Annotated in this window: 17 protein-coding genes; 12 read left to right on the top strand and 5 right to left on the bottom strand. The window is 69.4% G+C overall.

Annotated features, from left to right (window positions below; genetic code table 11):
* Positions 1–30: 30 nt before the first annotated feature.
* On the bottom strand, positions 31–1,407 hold the full coding sequence (locus AC0AIB_RS04430) for a GGDEF domain-containing protein (protein WP_465096065.1): 1,377 nt from the start codon (positions 1,405–1,407) through the stop codon (positions 31–33).
* A gap of 175 nt (positions 1,408–1,582) precedes the next feature.
* Here AC0AIB_RS04430 and AC0AIB_RS04425 point away from each other — a divergent pair, with 175 nt between their 5' ends.
* The 4 genes from AC0AIB_RS04425 to AC0AIB_RS04410 all read left to right on the top strand — a co-directional run bounded on the left by AC0AIB_RS04425 (position 1,583) and on the right by AC0AIB_RS04410 (position 4,514).
* Positions 1,583–2,287, top strand: a complete 705-nt coding sequence (locus tag AC0AIB_RS04425; protein ID WP_465096058.1) for a histone deacetylase — start codon at positions 1,583–1,585, stop codon at positions 2,285–2,287.
* Positions 2,288–2,440: 153 nt separating this feature from the next.
* On the top strand, positions 2,441–2,899 hold the full coding sequence (locus tag AC0AIB_RS04420) for a lamin tail domain-containing protein (protein WP_328342131.1): 459 nt from the start codon (positions 2,441–2,443) through the stop codon (positions 2,897–2,899).
* Positions 2,900–3,140: 241 nt separating this feature from the next.
* On the top strand, positions 3,141–3,617 hold the full coding sequence (locus AC0AIB_RS04415) for a hypothetical protein (RefSeq protein ID WP_465096057.1): 477 nt from the start codon (positions 3,141–3,143) through the stop codon (positions 3,615–3,617).
* A 375-nt stretch (positions 3,618–3,992) separates the two neighbouring features.
* Positions 3,993–4,514, top strand: coding sequence for an SRPBCC family protein (locus tag AC0AIB_RS04410; RefSeq protein WP_465096056.1), 522 nt, complete (start codon positions 3,993–3,995; stop codon positions 4,512–4,514).
* 4 nt (positions 4,515–4,518) lie between these two features.
* Here AC0AIB_RS04410 and AC0AIB_RS04405 read toward each other — a convergent pair whose 3' ends face one another.
* The 3 genes from AC0AIB_RS04405 to AC0AIB_RS04395 all read right to left on the bottom strand — a co-directional run bounded on the left by AC0AIB_RS04405 (position 4,519) and on the right by AC0AIB_RS04395 (position 5,987).
* Positions 4,519–4,887 (bottom strand): hypothetical protein, encoded by a 369-nt coding sequence (locus AC0AIB_RS04405; protein ID WP_465096055.1) that lies wholly within the window; start codon positions 4,885–4,887, stop codon positions 4,519–4,521.
* Positions 4,888–5,372: 485 nt separating this feature from the next.
* The gene (locus tag AC0AIB_RS04400) at positions 5,373–5,645 is read right to left on the bottom strand and encodes a hypothetical protein (RefSeq protein WP_465096054.1); all 273 of its coding nucleotides are present in this window, start codon (positions 5,643–5,645) and stop codon (positions 5,373–5,375) included.
* A gap of 3 nt (positions 5,646–5,648) precedes the next feature.
* Positions 5,649–5,987 (bottom strand): hypothetical protein, encoded by a 339-nt coding sequence (locus AC0AIB_RS04395; protein WP_465096053.1) that lies wholly within the window; start codon positions 5,985–5,987, stop codon positions 5,649–5,651.
* A 146-nt stretch (positions 5,988–6,133) separates the two neighbouring features.
* On the opposite strand from AC0AIB_RS04395, the gene AC0AIB_RS04390 reads away from it, so the two are divergent.
* Entirely contained in the window at positions 6,134–7,546 is a 1,413-nt protein-coding gene (locus tag AC0AIB_RS04390; protein WP_465096064.1) for a helix-turn-helix domain-containing protein, read from the top strand.
* A gap of 3 nt (positions 7,547–7,549) precedes the next feature.
* Here AC0AIB_RS04390 and AC0AIB_RS04385 read toward each other — a convergent pair whose 3' ends face one another.
* Positions 7,550–8,116, bottom strand: a complete 567-nt coding sequence (locus AC0AIB_RS04385) for an NUDIX hydrolase (RefSeq protein ID WP_465096052.1) — start codon at positions 8,114–8,116, stop codon at positions 7,550–7,552.
* Between the two features lie 121 nt (positions 8,117–8,237).
* Between AC0AIB_RS04385 and AC0AIB_RS04380 the strand changes: the two genes are divergently transcribed.
* From AC0AIB_RS04380 to AC0AIB_RS04350, 7 genes are all read left to right on the top strand, one after another.
* Positions 8,238–8,534: a colicin E3/pyocin S6 family cytotoxin gene (locus AC0AIB_RS04380; protein WP_465096051.1), complete on the top strand. Its 297-nt coding sequence runs from the start codon at positions 8,238–8,240 to the stop codon at positions 8,532–8,534.
* On the top strand, positions 8,500–8,901 hold the full coding sequence (locus tag AC0AIB_RS04375; RefSeq protein WP_465096066.1) for a hypothetical protein: 402 nt from the start codon (positions 8,500–8,502) through the stop codon (positions 8,899–8,901). The genes AC0AIB_RS04380 and AC0AIB_RS04375 overlap by 35 nt, the downstream gene beginning before the upstream one ends.
* Before the next feature lie 89 nt (positions 8,902–8,990).
* On the top strand, positions 8,991–9,887 hold the full coding sequence (locus tag AC0AIB_RS04370; protein WP_465096063.1) for an ImmA/IrrE family metallo-endopeptidase: 897 nt from the start codon (positions 8,991–8,993) through the stop codon (positions 9,885–9,887).
* Positions 9,888–10,171: 284 nt separating this feature from the next.
* Entirely contained in the window at positions 10,172–11,338 is a 1,167-nt protein-coding gene (locus tag AC0AIB_RS04365) for an AlbA family DNA-binding domain-containing protein (protein WP_465096050.1), read from the top strand.
* A gap of 971 nt (positions 11,339–12,309) precedes the next feature.
* The gene (locus AC0AIB_RS04360) at positions 12,310–13,869 is read left to right on the top strand and encodes a replication initiator (protein ID WP_465096049.1); all 1,560 of its coding nucleotides are present in this window, start codon (positions 12,310–12,312) and stop codon (positions 13,867–13,869) included.
* Positions 13,866–14,063, top strand: a complete 198-nt coding sequence (locus tag AC0AIB_RS04355; protein ID WP_026269772.1) for an excisionase family DNA-binding protein — start codon at positions 13,866–13,868, stop codon at positions 14,061–14,063. Before AC0AIB_RS04360 ends, AC0AIB_RS04355 begins: the two co-directional genes overlap by 4 nt.
* Positions 14,063–15,280 carry a tyrosine-type recombinase/integrase gene (locus AC0AIB_RS04350; RefSeq protein ID WP_465096048.1) on the top strand — a complete coding sequence of 406 codons (1,218 nt, stop codon included), beginning with the start codon at positions 14,063–14,065 and terminating at the stop codon, positions 15,278–15,280. The genes AC0AIB_RS04355 and AC0AIB_RS04350 overlap by 1 nt, the downstream gene beginning before the upstream one ends.
* Positions 15,281–15,324 lie beyond the last annotated feature (44 nt).

Raw genomic sequence — 15,324 nt, 5'->3', positions numbered from 1 at the left:
GGGTGGGGCAGTGGGGTGGGGTGGGGTGGGTTAGGGGGTGGAGAGGTGGACGGTGTCTCGGCCCTGGTGCTTGGCGGCGTAGAGGGCCTGGTCGGCGCGGTGCAGGGTGCGGTCGGCTGGTTCGCCGGGGTGGGGGAGGGCCACTCCGACGCTGATCGTGCGGCCGGTGCGGCGGGCCGCCTCGGTGAGGCGTTCGGCGATCCGGACCGCCTCGTCCGGGTGGGCCACCTCGATCACCGCGACGAACTCGTCGCCCCCGGTGCGGTACAGCTCGTCGCCGTGCCGTAGCGCCGCTTCCAGGGCGCGGGCCAGCCCCACCAGCAGTCGGTCCCCGGCCTGGTGACCGTAGGTGTCGTTGACCGTCTTGAAGCCGTCCACGTCGATGGCGAGCAGCGCGGTACGCCCAGGGGTGGCCGCCGCGATCCGCCGGCCGAACGTGCCGGTGTGCCGCAGCCCGGTGAGCGGGTCGAGGCTGGCCTGTTCCCGCAGCTGGGCCAGGGTGCGCAGCCGCTCCGACGCCCCCCACGCCTGTCCGGCGAGCAACTCCATCAGGTTGACAGTGGTCGGGTCGGGGCGCAGCAACCGGCCGTCGGCGACCAGCAGCACCCCGCCGCCGTCCGGTGGCCCGACCGGCACCGACACCAGGGTGCGTACCCCGGCGCGGGCCAGCGCGACATGTTCCTCGGTGGGCGGGCACCCCACCTCACCCAGGGTGTACGCCGCACCGTACCGGTGGGCCCGGACGATGAGCCGGCCGAGCTGGTCGGCCGACGCCCCGGCCAACTCGGCACGGATCCGGGACTCCAACTCCCCCGGGGTGCCGGTGGGCGCACCGAGTCGGGGGCCGCGTCGACCGGTGAGCACCAGCACGGCGGCGGAGAGGGTGGAGACCTCCCGGGCTGCGGTGATCGCGACGGTCATCAAATCCCAGTCGGTGGGGGCGGAGGTCATCGCGGTGGCGTGCCGGAGCAGTTTCTCGCTGCGACTTTCGGCGGGCGGGCCGCCCAGCGCCGTGATCCGGGCACCGAGCAGCCCGGCGAGCCGCTCGGCGGCCTCCCGCCACGGGGTGAGGTCCACCGGCCCGCTCCACTGGAGGTCGAGCACGCCTACCGGTCGGCCCGCCGGGTCGCGTACCGGCACGCAGACCTCGGCGGTGACGTCCGGGCGTAGCGGCAGGTAGTCGGGGTCGGCGGTGACGTCGTCGACGGTGGCGCCCACGCCGGAGGCGTACACCCGGCCGACGATGCCCGACTTCGGCGGGACGGCGGAGAAGACCTGCCAGGCGCCGGTCGCGGCGACGCAGCGGAGCCGATCGTGCACCTGGAGCAGGACGGAGACCGTGGCGGGGACGTACCGGGCGAGCGCGGTCACCGTCCAGTGGCACGCCTCGGTGGCGGTCGACGCCATCGACAGGCGGACCGTGACGTCCCGGACGACTCGCTCGTGATCCACGTTCTTCCAGGTGAGAATGGCCCGGCGGGTGCCGGGGGCTGCGATCTAGCGTACTCAGCGCCGCACGGGCCACCCGCGTCAAGATCACTTCGTTCGTACACATGTTTCATCCACAGGCTGTGGACCCAGCGTGTGGATTCCGGTCTTGGAGGGGGGCGGGGTGGAGCTGCTCTGGTACGTCGCCTACGGGTCGAACCTGCACGCCGCCCGGCTCGGCTACTACCTCGCCGGGGGCCGCCCACCCGGCGGGCTGCGGTCGTACCCCGGCTGTCGGGACTGCCGACCACCGCGCCGGACGCTGCCGGTGTGGATCCCCGGCGGCGTCTACTTCGCCGGGGAGTCCCGGGCCTGGACCGGCGGGATGGCCTTCTACGACCCGGAGCTGCCCGGGGTCGCGGCGGCCAGGGGCTACCTGCTCAGCCGGGCGCAGTTCGCCGACCTGGCCGCCCAGGAGATGTACCGGCCACCCGGTGCCGACCTGCCCGCGCTCGACGAGGCGGTGGCCGCCGGTCGGGCCACCCTCGGGCCGGGCCGCTACGAGACCCTGCTGCGGGTCGGCACCCGCGACGGGCTGCCGATGCTCACCTTCACCGCGCCGGGGCGGGCGGCCGACGTGGCGTGGACCCCGCCCGCCCCGGTCTACCTGCGGATGATCGCCGACGGGTTGCGGGAGGCGCACGGCTGGTCGCCGCCCGCGACTGTCGACTACCTGGCCGACCGGCCGGGAGTGGCCGGGCACTGGTCCCGGCCCCGACTGGCCGCCCTGCTCCGCCCGGCGGGGGAGGGTGGATCGGTGGAAGGGACGCCTCCGACAGGCCGATCGCGTCGCCCATGATCGCCATTAGGGTCCCGTTGCCGGGACTGGCGGGTCTGTTTGTCGGCGCGGCGCCCTTCCGGCCCACGACGACGGGCCGGTGTGGATAGCCTCGGCCGAATTTCCGTGGCGGGCCTCGGATCGAGGCCGGCCCGTGAACCTGTGGGGGTACGCGTGAAGCACAACAGACTCGTCGGATTCGCCGCGACGCTCGCCGTCGCCATCGGCGGCTCGTTCACCGTCGCCGCGCCGGCCCGGGCCGCCGCGCCGGCAGTGGAGATCACGAAGGTCTACTACGACTCCCCGGGCAAGGACGACCGCTCCAACAAGAGCCTGAACGCCGAGTACGTCAAGCTGACCAACCGGCGCGGCTCGACGCTCAGCCTGAAGTCCTGGACGCTGCGCGACAAGGCCAACCACGTCTACACGTTCTCCGGCGACTTCCGGCTCGCCAAGGGCGCCAGCGTCTACATCCACACCGGTAGGGGCACCAACACCTCCACCCACCGGTACTGGGGCTCCGGGAACTACGTGTGGAACAACACCGGGGACACCGCCTACCTGCGCAACTCCGCAGGCACCGGGATCGACTCCTGCAAGTGGGGGAGCGGGGGCAGCTACACGAACTGCTGATCACCAAGCCGGAGGACGGCCGTACGGGGGCATCCGCGGTGACCGGCGCGCAGAGGGGCGACCGCCGGGCACCGTCCGACCGCCCCGGGAAGGTGGCGGCGACTCCTCGCACCGGGAGCCGCCGCCCCGCCCCGGGGCGGTCGACCCGTCTCAGCCCCCGGTCGGGTCCGTCCTGCCCGGTGGGGCCTGGGCCGGTGACCGGCGGTCGGTGCGTACCTGTCGGTTCTGCCATGCTGGCCCGGTGACCGTGACCTGGCGACACCTACCCGCCCCGGCCCGCGAGATCGCGGTGGCCGCCACCGAAGCGGTGGAGGCCGCACAGGCCCACGACGGCGTCGCGTACGACCGGGCGGTGCTCCGGCTCGCCGGTGCCGACCGCGCCGGGCTGGTCCTCGGCGGGGTGGTCCGACTGCTGCTGGAACAGGCCCACCCCGACGGGCTGGACGGCGACGACGTCCGGCAGGTGCTGGAACACTGCGTCCGGGCCGCCGCGCACTGGCAACCCGACGTCGATCCGCACGTCGTGCTGGTGCTGCTGGCCGGGGCGCTCGGTGTCTACGACCCGGGTGACGACGACGCGCCGCCCGATCCGGCCGCCGTCGCCCGCCACGCCCCGCTGCTGGTGACCGACCTGCTCGCGGCGACCGGGGTGCCGCTCGCCGGCTGCCTGGAGGCGGCGTTCGCCGAGGTCGCCCGCACCGAGCGCCACGACGACTGACGGCGGCCCGGGCCCACCGCCCCGCAACGACTGCGGGGAGGTCACCGGTCGCCCGGTGAGCTCCCCGCCGCTGCGTTCCCACCGCTCAGGAGGTGGCGGCCACCTGGAACGAGGACTGTCCTCCCGTGTACCGTCCGGGCGTCCGCCCCGACAGTTACCGGCATCAAAACGTCGGGGTGCGACGTCGGCAACCGCCTTTCGGTCGTGCCGGCTGCGGAACTCGGCCACCCGTCGTCGGTGCCGGCCTGACATACGGCCGCCGCGCGCCGCGCGGGCCTCGGTTGGCTCGGCTGCCCAGGGGGTACGGGGGACGTGGCATCCCGAGGACCAGCTCCCTCCCGGCGAGCGGGCTCGACCGGAGTGAGGAGGAATGCCATGACCACCAGGGTCGAGAGGTCGATCGAGGTCGGCGTCCCGGTCAGCATCGCCTACAACCAGTGGACCCAGTTCGAGGAGTTCCCCCGGTTCATGGGTGGCGTCGAGGAGGTCCGCCAGCTCGACGACCGTCAGTTGCACTGGGTCGCCCGGATCGCCGGGGTGCGCCGCGAGTGGGACGCCACGGTGCTCGAACAGGTGCCTGACGAGAAGGTGGCCTGGGCCGCGAACGACGGCGTCACGAACGCCGGGGCGGTCTACTTCCAGCGGATCGGCCCGGACCGCACCCGGGTGCTGCTGTGCCTGGAGTACGAGCCGGACGGGCTGGTCGAGAAGGCCGGGGACCGGCTGCACGTGGTGGCCCGGCAGGCCGAGGCGGACCTCGAGCGGTTCAGGTCCTACCTGGAGGCCCGGGGTACGGAGACCGGCGCGTGGCGCGGTTCGGTCGGCTCGGGGCGCGGCGTGGGCACCCCGGGCGTGGCCCAGGCCGGTCCCGATGGTGACTCCGGTGTCGACAGGTGACCCGTCACGACGGCTCGACCACCTCCGCCTCGCCGGAAACGCCCTGCCCCCGGCGCTCGGCCAGCTCGACGATCACGTGGTTGCCGGCGATGGCGCCCGCGCCCCGGCGGACCCGGGCCGCCTGGGTCAGGGCGTAGGACAGCAGCGCGGACGGCGACCGACGGGCCTCGTGGTCCACCTCGCCGTCGTGCGCGGACACCACCCGACCGGCGGCGGGGGCGAGAATCGGCTGCCCGAAGGCGAGGAACCGCTGCGGCGGCTCGGTCGCGAGCAGCGTGCGCCAGTCCCGGACGGTCGCCGTCCGTCGCCCCCGCACCGCCACGAAATCCATCGCGTACGTGGTGGCGAAGAGGTCGGTGCCGTGGCTGGGCACTCGCCGGGCGGGACTGTTCTGGACGGAGCCAGCTGCCCCGGAACGGCAACGCGAGCACGACCGGATCGACAGTGGACACGCTGATCCTCTCCGGTTTCCTGGACATCGACTCTACGACCGCCGTGCTTGCCTGCGGTGCCGGCTGGACGGGACGGGCTGCCGGGGGCTGGCTCCTGTTCCGCGCCCGGCGCTGGCGCGTCGTGGTCGGCTCGGAGGGGCAGTCTTCGGGCGAGGCTCTATGCCTCTCGGGCATATTTATGCCGGACAGGCATATCGGCTCGTGGGTGATCGGTCCGGCCCTGCTGGGTGGTCGACCTGCGGCAGTGGGACGGGCTCGCGCGATTGCTGAGTTGGAGTGCCAGCGTTGCAGTATCGGGCTAGGTGAGACGGTGTCTCACCTAGCCCGATCTCCTCGGTCGGGGTGGCCGGATTCGAACCGACGACCTCTTCGTCCCGAACTGGCGGCAGGCTGGTCGGATCGGGTGTCATGCGAGGTCATCCGGCCTGCTGGGGTCGCGCTGGGTCGGGTGTGGTCGGCTCGGTTGCTGTACTTCGCTGCTGTACTGCTCGTCGACGAGGAACTGCCGGAAGTGGGTGCGCATCTCCAGCCAGTGTCGGTGTTCGTCGCAGGGGTGGAGTCGGCCGCAGCGGCACAGGCTCAGGGTTGACTCGGCGTGCTTGGTCAGCAGGATGTCCGCGTAGGCCACCTGGGCTTTGGCGTATTCCTGGAAGGCTGCCGAGGTGTAGAGGGCTCCCATCGGTCACCGCCCCGACCTGGGGGTGTGGCGGCGGTGCCAGAGGGCTTCGGCGACGGCGTCCATGGGGTCGATCTCGCCGGCCGCCAGGCGTTCACGGGTGACGGTGAGCCAGGGTGGTGAGGTCGGGGTGGATTGGCCGAAGGCGGTCCGCATCCCTTCCTGGGCGAGTCTGGCCGGTTGGCAGGGTTCGCGTTGGTTCGGGTGCCAGGTGCCGGTGGCCATGCAGAAGCTGGTGCTGTCGGGTCGGTGGGTTTCCCAGAGGGCGCGGGCCAGTCGCCACAGTAGGCGGTGCCGGCAGTCGGCGGGCGGTTCCACGGGTGGGTTGTCGACATCGAAGGACATGCGCCGACCATCGCGTCCGGCGGTGGGCCGTTCTATGGCCAGCGGTCATGTCACGGTGACATGGGACGGCTCGACCAGTACGAATGGTCGCCCTAGGCTGTCGACCTGACACCATGAGTAGTCGGAACGCGACGCTGGGAGCTGCCGTGCTGCTCGATCCGCTGCGAATACCGGAGGATGCGTGGTCGCACGGCAAGGTGCTGGCCGCCCTGGCCGCCCGCGACATCGGCGGGTTGTTCCGCTGGATCACGAGTCTTACCGGGGCGAGTCAGAGCCGGATCGGGGCCGCTGTCGGGCTGGAACAGGGCTACGTCAGCCGGATCATGGCCGGACGCAAGGTCACCTCGATCGACGTCCTGGAACGGATCGCCGACGGCTGCCGGATGCCCGACCAGGCGCGGACCACGATGGGCCTAGCACCCCGACAGGCCGCACCGCCAGCCGGCTCCGACCGGCGCACCTCCGGCGAGCCGCCGGCCAGCCGGACCTGGCAGGAGGACATACGCAGTGCCGCAGAGCTTTGGCGAGGTGACGTGAACCGTCGAGATGTGCTCCGGCAGGTGGCTTTCAGTTCCGCCGGCTACACGCTGCCGGCGCTGCGCTGGTTCACCGCCCCCGACCCGGCTCCGGTCACCCAACCCGGTCGCAGCGCGGTCGGTCAACCCGCGATTGACACCATCCGGGCGATGACGGCGACCTACCGCCAGTTGGACAACCAGTACGGCGGCGGGCACGCCCGCGACACCGTCGCCCGCTACCTCCACCAGGAGGTGACCCCGCTGCTCACCGACGGCCGCTACGACCACGCCACCGGCCAACGGCTACTCAGTGCCGCCGCTGAACTGGCCCAACTCGCCGGATGGCAGGCGTACGACACGGCCGAGCACGGCATCGCCCAGCGGTACCTGACCCTCGCCCTGGACTTCGCCCATGCCGCCGGAGACGACGGCCTCGGCGCGGAGATCCTCGCTGCGATGAGCCACCAGGCCACCTACCTCGGCCACACCGCCACCGGCCTCGACCTCGCCCGCGCCGCCGGCCAGACCGCCCGCCGCGCCGGGGTTGCCGTCCTGACCGCCGAAGCTCACGTCATGGAAGCCCACGCCCTGGCCAAGGCCAACGACGAACGGGCCTGCGCCGCCGCCCTGCACCAGGCGGAACAGGCCCTCGACCGAGCCGACCGCAGCAGCGACCCGCAATGGCTCAGCTACTTCGACGAGGCGTACCTGTCGGCCAAGTTCGGCCACTGTTTCCATGCCCTCGGCCGCAACACCCACGCCGAACGCTTCGCCGCCCGATCGCTACGCATGGACAACCGGTACGTACGCGGCCGAGCCTTCAACCTGGCACTGCTCGCCAGCGTCCACGCCCAGCAGGGCGAACCCGACCGGGCCTGCGCCGTCGGCGCGGAAGCCCTGACCCTGACTAACCAGCTCCGTTCGGCCAGGGCTGTTCGCTATGTCCGCGACCTGCAAGCGCAGCTCGCCCCACATCGACGGATACCCGCCGTCCGGCACTTCACCGGTCGAGTCGACGCCACCCTCGGCCCACGGCGCTGACCGTCACAGCTCTCCCCGGGCCTTGCGCGCCACCAGCTCCAGCACGGCGATCACCGTGCCGGCACCGACGATCTCACCCCGGGACACCAGCTCGTACGCCTCGTCGAGCGGAATCCACGCGATCTGCTCGGCTTCGTTGACGTCCGTGGGTTCGCCGATCTGCTCGGCCTGACGGGCCAGAAACAGCAGGTTCTCGGCGTCGGCGGTGCCGACCCACGGTTGGAAGGACAGCAACGGCTCGACCTCCTGGGGCCGCCAGCCGGTCTCCTCCTCGACCTCTCGTACCGCGCACTGCGCCGGGTGCTCCTCGTCGTCGACGTAGCCACCGGGCAACTCCCATACCCACCGGTCGAACACGAACCGGTGCCGCCGCATCAGCAGCAGGCGCTCCTGGCCGTCGAGCACGGCGACCATGGCCGACCGGGGAGCCCGGATCACGTACTGCTCGAAGCGCACTCCGTCGGGTAGCTCCACCTCGGCGATGCTCAGCCGCGCTCGCCGGGTGTCGTCCACCACCTGCTCGCCGTGAATGGTCCATCGGGTCAACTCCGTCGCTTGCTGCTCCACCACACCGCCAGTATCCGTGCCGAGCCCTCACGCGACGCCTCCTGGGCGCACTGCGCGAGCCGCCTGGAACTAGCTGCTGAGGTGTGCACGTGCGCTGGGCCCCCGATGACTGGAACGATGTGGGATGCTGGAGCGCGAAATGCAACTTGACAAGAGTAGGGAGCCTAGCCATCCGCACCTCGGAGTTGGTGTGAACTACGTAGCTCGGACACGCCCCGACTTTTTGGACAGTTGCATTCGCGTCAAGAGGGCTGGGGTCAACCGTTGGCGTAACGAGGATGGCGACAGGTTTTACGAGTACGACCGTCTGCACGGGCACGTGGAGGTCTATAACAAGCGGGGATACCATCTCGGCGTTCTCGACGCTCAGACTGGCAGGAGGATCGGTGACGCAGAACCTGGAAGGAGGATCGATGTCTGACACCCCGAACCTGCCCTTCGTGACAGCCTGCCTCGCCGGTGAGGCGTTTGAGGCCGATGTCGACGACTGGGTCGAGGCTTGGCACGAACACGCAGGAGCTCCCTTGGGCACTAGTATGCCCCTCCACGAGTACCTAGGAATGTCCGATGTTGAGTATTCCCTGTGGGTAGAGCAGCCCAGCGCTCTGCGGCTGATCATATCAGCGAGACGGTACGGCATTGAGGTCACGGACTTGCTTCAAGAGCAATCAGAATACGCACTGGCAGCACGCAGTGCGAGTAATCCAGCAGAAGTCGCTAAAGTTGTCGATTGGCTTGTAGCTTCGGGTCAACTTCCCTCACGCGGTCCCGGAAACCTATCAAATTGACCGGGGGGAAGCCTGCCGCTCCAGACCTGGCTGCTCGTAGACTGGCAGCGCGTTTTGTTGAGCGTAAGAACCTGGTCCCGCCGGTCGATGTGCGTACTCTTCTTGAATCGCACGCCGAGGTCATCGACATAGAATGGCCGTTCTCGTCGGTCGATGCGCTAGTAGCCGGACTCGGGCGACAGCGGCCTAAGGTATTCCTGAGAAGCGGAGCCCCGAGTCGCCGCCTCCGCTTCACCATGGCCCATGAGCTCGCTCACGTTCTCATCCCATGGCACGCTGGTTCCGCCGGCTGCCATCCAGAATACAACACTTACGAGCTCCCGACGTATGGTCGAGAAGAGCAGGCCGATATCTTTGCTAGCTGCCTAATGGCTCCGGACAGGTGGATCGGCCGCATGCTCGCGACCCACGGCCAAGATATGGACTCATTGCTAGACGAGTCCCAAGACGCGGATTTGAGTGCTCTGGCCACCGTCCTTGCCCTACGTCGCAACCTCTTCGCCGGCTGGGTATTTGTCGTCAATGGGACGGAGAAACGTGTGGTTGGGACTGCCGGTACGGTTATACCGTATCGACAAGATCTCGGAATATACAATCGAGCAGCGCTAGAGGCGGAAGCCCGGGCGAAAGGGATGGTTCACCTCAATGGCCGAACGGTTTCTTGGTATCGACTCTATGACGTTGCAGACATGCCTAAGGCCGACGTTGACGAACGAACTAATACTGAGTTACTCAGAGATGCATTGGCGCAAATTACGGACGATCTAGAGCAAGCTAAATACCTTGAGCGAAGCGTCAATGGAAAGATTGGCGGCATATTGAGAGATGCGTCGGGTAGGTCGCCTCACGAACTCTTCCTTGCTCTGGAGTACCGCTTCGCCCATGACGGGTTCGAAGATCTGCTTGCGCTACAGGATTTTCGTTCATGGCTTGCGAGAAAGGCCCGCGACGTTGCATCGGGTAACACGAAACGCCGTCGGGCCTGACCGGCAGTCGCTTGGGGGTGCCAGGCGCCGGCCTGCCGCGTCATGAGGCCTTGGAATCTCAGCCCGGATCACTGACATGAGGTCGGGGCGGGGTGTGAGTTCGTCCAGGCCAGCGGTGGCGGGCGCGGCGGGTTTAGAACCTTCAGCCACACAGCGATGTCTGCTTGGCAGGGCTCCGGCTCGGGTAGTGGACTGACAAACTCTGCAGACCATGCCATCGTGATCACGTGCCCTTGAGTCAGATTCGATATGCGCCCCACTGGAAGCCGTATCGGGAAGCGTTGGTGACCAGCGACGGATTTGCTGTTCTGCAAAACGACTCGGCCGATTTTGTGGCCCCTTGCGACGCAGTGGCCGACGTTTCCCTGGCTTCCCTCAGGCGCGCACTCATTGCTGTCGCCGAGAATTATGAAATGTTCTCGCAGCAGCGCCAATTTCCCGAGCGTCCCGTCATTACTCTTCACTTCACCAGCGTTGAGCCGGAATTGGCTTACGAAGACTATGTTCCCTATTCGGATTACGTCATTCATTTGATGGAGTCTCGATGTCTGGTTTTGGAGTTGACTCTTTATCTGGAGGCAGACCTAGAGGCGGGCGAGGTAATTTCCGCCGCAACCCACTTGACGCAAAGGTATTCAGCAAGGCTGAGAGAGTTCGAGCTTGAAGGCGTGGATAGGTACTGCCTATGGCACCTTCGCGTCGACATTGATCGACGGGGCAGAACGGTTGGACAAGCGCTCCTGTTGGCGGACGAACTAGCGAACCTGATGCGCGCGCTTGAGGGTCGCGAGAGCCCGCAGATGCAGGCGCTCTGGGACCTCCTGCGTGGGGGCAATTTTAATGTGCTAATAGGGCAGCCGGAGTCTTCAACGCTGGAGGTTAAGTCGCAGGGATACGCATTGGAAGAGGAAGCCAGCAAGGTCGAATTGGCGCAGGATGTTGCCAGGTTTGCAAACGCGGAAAATGGGGGAATCCTTGTAATAGGCATGCGAACCAGGCGGGTTCGGGGCGAGGAAGTTATCTCCAGCCTCACGCCGATCATAAATCTGCCGAGGAATGCAGCTTCTCGCTATAGGTCCACGATAGACAGGCGTGTCTATCCGCCGATTGATGGGCTTGAGGTTGGCGCTGTAGAGGTCAGACCCGGAGAGTCGACAATCATCATCAGGATTCCGCCTCAGCCAGAGGAGCTTAAGCCATTTATTGTTCACGGAGCGATAGTAGGAGGCCGTCTTGAGGGGGCGTTCATCTCTATTGTTCGTAGACGCGACGAGGGCTCGATCCCGATTTCAGGCCCTGCAATCCATGCCTGGCTTTCGGCTGGCCGTGCCCTGATGCGCGGAGGACATCTTCCAGCGACCGCACCCACCCCTAGCTCATCCCGTCTGCCGTCGACCCGCACTCCTGTGGAGCAGGCCGCCGCCCGGCCCGCCATGTCAAGGCGGCCTTGACGCCCGTACGGACGCTGGCGGGTCGGGCGGTGGTCTGCTCGGCTCGCCCGGGTCGACGGCGGGCGGGATGGCTCCCCACCGCCACCACCCACGGACCGCAAGCCGCCGACGGACCCCCGGCCATCCTGGAGCCGGAGCGCCCCCGCCGGAGGCGCAGTAACCCCAACCCCGCCACCGACCCGGCAGCCGCCGTCGGACCCGGCGCGCGCTTCCCTGCGCCGCGCGGGCTCGTTACCGCGCGGCCCGGCCGGCTGCCGGCCCCGCCACCCCACGGGACAACGGTCTGTCGTCATCCGGCGGCCCACCGGGCTACTCGCCCTCCGCGCCAGCCCGCCGGGCGTGTTGCGTGGCCGGAGTCGGAGCGCCAGCGGAGCGACGGACGCGCGCCCAGGCGGCGGCGCGTGCGGCCCGTTCAGGGCCGCCTTGATAGACGTACAGAAAGTCCTCCCACACCGGCCGGCAGCCGTCCGTCCTGCGGTTTCACGGCGGGTTGACGTGTCGGTACCCGGTGCTACTCTGGCCCTCGTCGAGCACACCAGCGCGGCCTTCCCGCCGGATCGCTGAACTCGACTTCGGAGTAACCGAGCGGCCTTCCTGCCGCTGACGCGGGCCACGTCCCGCCGGCTCTCGATCGCACCGGCCGTTGCCCCGGCCCGGAATCCGCTGAGCGGCCCAGCACGGCCTTCCCCGCCGTCCACGATGGCCCTCGGATTCGCGCACCTCGACGGGTGGGGGTCGCCTGCGGCAACCCGCCGGAAGCCGACGACCAGGCACCCCACCCGTCCCGGCATCACCCAAGATCCAGGAACCCAGCTCAACGGCGGTCCAAGGCTGATGGCCTGCACCCGCCCTCCGGCGTGAGCCGCCCTCTCCGGCGGTGCCAGGAGACACCACGAACACCACCACCGGACACCGCTCCGGCGTCCGGTGGCAGTTCGTCGCCCGTCCCCTGCCACCCCTTGAGGAGAACCGTGTCCACCCTCACCACCGGCCGTGACGCCCAGGCCCTGCGCCGCGCCGCCACCCCGGACTTCTTCGGCTGGCTGGAGCACACCCGCGCCGCCGGAGGCTGCACCCGCCCGATCCGCCTGACCGGCACCCTCACCGCCGTCGAACCCGCCACGGGCTGGGTCCTGGCCGAGCAGCACACCGACGAGCTGCCCGACCGGACGCTCTACAAGGCGTGCGGCAACCGCCGTGCCGCCCAGTGCCCCGACTGCGCCTGGGTCTACGCCGGTGACGCCTTCCAGGTCGTCCGCTGCGGCCTCACCGGCGGCAAGACCATCCCCACCACCGTCACCGCGCACCCGGTTGTCTTCGCCACCTTCACCGCGCCATCCTTCGGCCCGGTGCACCACCGGTACATCCCCCGACACACCTGCGCCGACCGGCGACGCTGCGACTGCCGTCCCGCACCCTGCCGTGCCCGGAGCACCGCCGGCACCTGCCCACACGGGCAGCCCGCGGCCTGCTTCACCCGCCACGACGCCGACGATCCGCAGCTCGGTCGACCGCTCTGCCTGGACTGCTACGACCACGACCACCAGGCCGTCTGGAACCACTTCTCCGGCGAACTGTGGCGGCGCACGAAACAGGCCATCGAACGCCACCTCACCGCAGTGTGCCGCCGACGCGGCATCCCCCACGTCCAGGTCGTCACCGACTCCGGCCGAATCCGCCGGGTGCCGCCGGTGCGGGTGTCCCACGGCAAGGTCGCCGAGATGCAACGCCGGGGCGCGGTCCACTTCCACGTCCTGCTACGCCTCGACGGCATCGACCCCGACGACCGGCACGCCCTGGTGCCGCCGCCGGCCGGCGTCACCGTCGACGACCTCGACGCCGCCGTCCACGCCGCCACCCGACAGATCATCGTCACCACCCCACCACATCCCGACCGCCCGCAGGGCTGGCCGGTCGCCTGGGGTGAGCAGATCGACGTACGCCGCATCGGCGTCAGCGACGGCGACGTGACCGACGGGAAGGTGGCCGCCTACCTCGCCAAGTACGCCACGAAGTCCACCGAGGTCACCGGCCACTGCTCCACCCGACTCACCCCGGACACCGTCGACGCCTACGCCGACCCGGAAGGCGACCACCTCGCCCGCCTCATCGACGCCTGCTGGCGACTCGGCCGCCCCACCCGACACCACGTCACCCGGACAGCAGGGAAGACAGAAGACCGTCAAGGCGACCTTGACACCACACCGAACGAGTACGCCGGGCTGCGCCGCTGGGCGCACATGCTCGGCTACGGCGGCCACTTCCTCACCAAGGCCCGCCGCTACTCGGTCACCTTCGGCCTGCTCCGCGACACCCGCGCCGCCTACCGCCGCACCGAGCACACCGGCACCGCCGACAGCGACGACACCGCCGGCACGGTCACCGTGGGCACGCTGGCCTTCGTCGGCTCCGGCTGGCTGACCGACGGCGACGCCCTGCTCGCCAACACCGCCGCCGCCCAACGCCGCGAACGCCAGCGCATCGGCCGGGAAGAACTCGCCCACGAGGCGTGGTCGGGGGTGGCGGCATGACCCGGCACCTCACCCCACGCTGGTATTCGCCTGCCGAGGTCGCCGTCCTGCTCGGCTTCGGTCTGTCCAAGGTCAAGATGAAGATCGCCACCGGGGAGCTGCGCTCCATCAAGGACGGCAAGTACCGCCGCGTCCTGCCCGAGTGGGTCGACGAGTACGTCCGCGAGCAGGTCCAGCGGCAGGAGGCCGCCTGATGCCTGCCCGCACCCGCGCCAACGGCGAAGGCTCGATCTTCCCGTACCGCAACGGCTTCGCGGCGTACGTCTGGGTCACCAAGCCGGACGGCAAGCGGACCCGCAAGTATGTCTACGGCCAGACCCGGGAGGCCGTCCACGACAAGTGGATCAAGCTGCACCAGCAGGCCAAGGCGGGGCCGGTCGCCACCCGCGTGCCGACCCTCGGCGACTACCTGACCTACTGGCACCGGGAGGTCGTGCGCCCCAACCTCGCGCCGCTGACCTGCGCCACCTACGAGACGATCCTCCGGCTGTACGTGATCCCCGGCCTCGGTGGGAAGCGGCTCGACCGGCTCCAGGTGCGCGACGTGCAGACCTGGATCAACGAGGTGGCCCGCACCTGCCAGTGCTGCGCCCAGGGCAAGGACGCCCGCCGCCCGGAACTCAAAAGGCGCTGCTGCGCGCTCGGCCGGTGCTGCGGCGACGTGCCGTCCGCCCGCACCGTCAAGGACGTCCGAGGCGTGCTGCGCTCGGCGCTCAACCACGCCGCCACCGAAGAACTGGTCACCCGCAACGCCGCAGCCCTGGTCAAGCTCCCACCGGTCCGCCGCCGCAGAGGCAGGGCGTGGGCCAGCGACGAGGCACGTCGCTTCCTGGAGTCCGCGCGGGCCGACCGCGACCCGTTGTACGCCGCGTACGTGCTGATCCTGGTCCTCGGCCTGCGCAAGGGTGAGGTGCTCGGCCTCACCGGGGACGCCGTCGACCTGGCGGCGGGGGAGTTGTCGATCGGCTGGCAGTTGCAGCGGGTCGGCGGCCAACTGCTGCACCGGGAGACCAAGACGCAGACCTCGGACGCCACCCTTCCGCTGCCGGACATCTGCGCGGCGGCGCTCGACCTCCGCCAGCAGGCGAGGAAGAACGACCGTGACGAGGCGGGCATCGCCTGGCAGGGCTCCCGGCTGCTGTTCACCACCCGCTACGGAACGCCGGTCGAGCCGCGCAACTTCAACCGTTCCTGGGACGCCCGCTGCCTCCGGGCCGGAGTCAGGAGGATCACCGTGCACGACGCCCGACGTACCTGCGCGACCCTGCTCGTCGACCTGGACGTGCATCCGCGCGTCATCATGCAGGTGCTCCGGCACGCCGAGGTGTCGGTCACGATGGAGATCTATTCACAGGCGTCCTCGGAAGCCACCCGCGACGCCCTCAAGCGTCTCGGCGAGAGCCTGCGGTGATCACCGCTGCTGTACTTCACTGCTGTACAGAAGCACTAGAGGGC

Source organism: Micromonospora sp. DSM 43699 (genome assembly GCF_055517075.1).
This window is presented reverse-complemented; position numbering and strand designations above follow the sequence as displayed.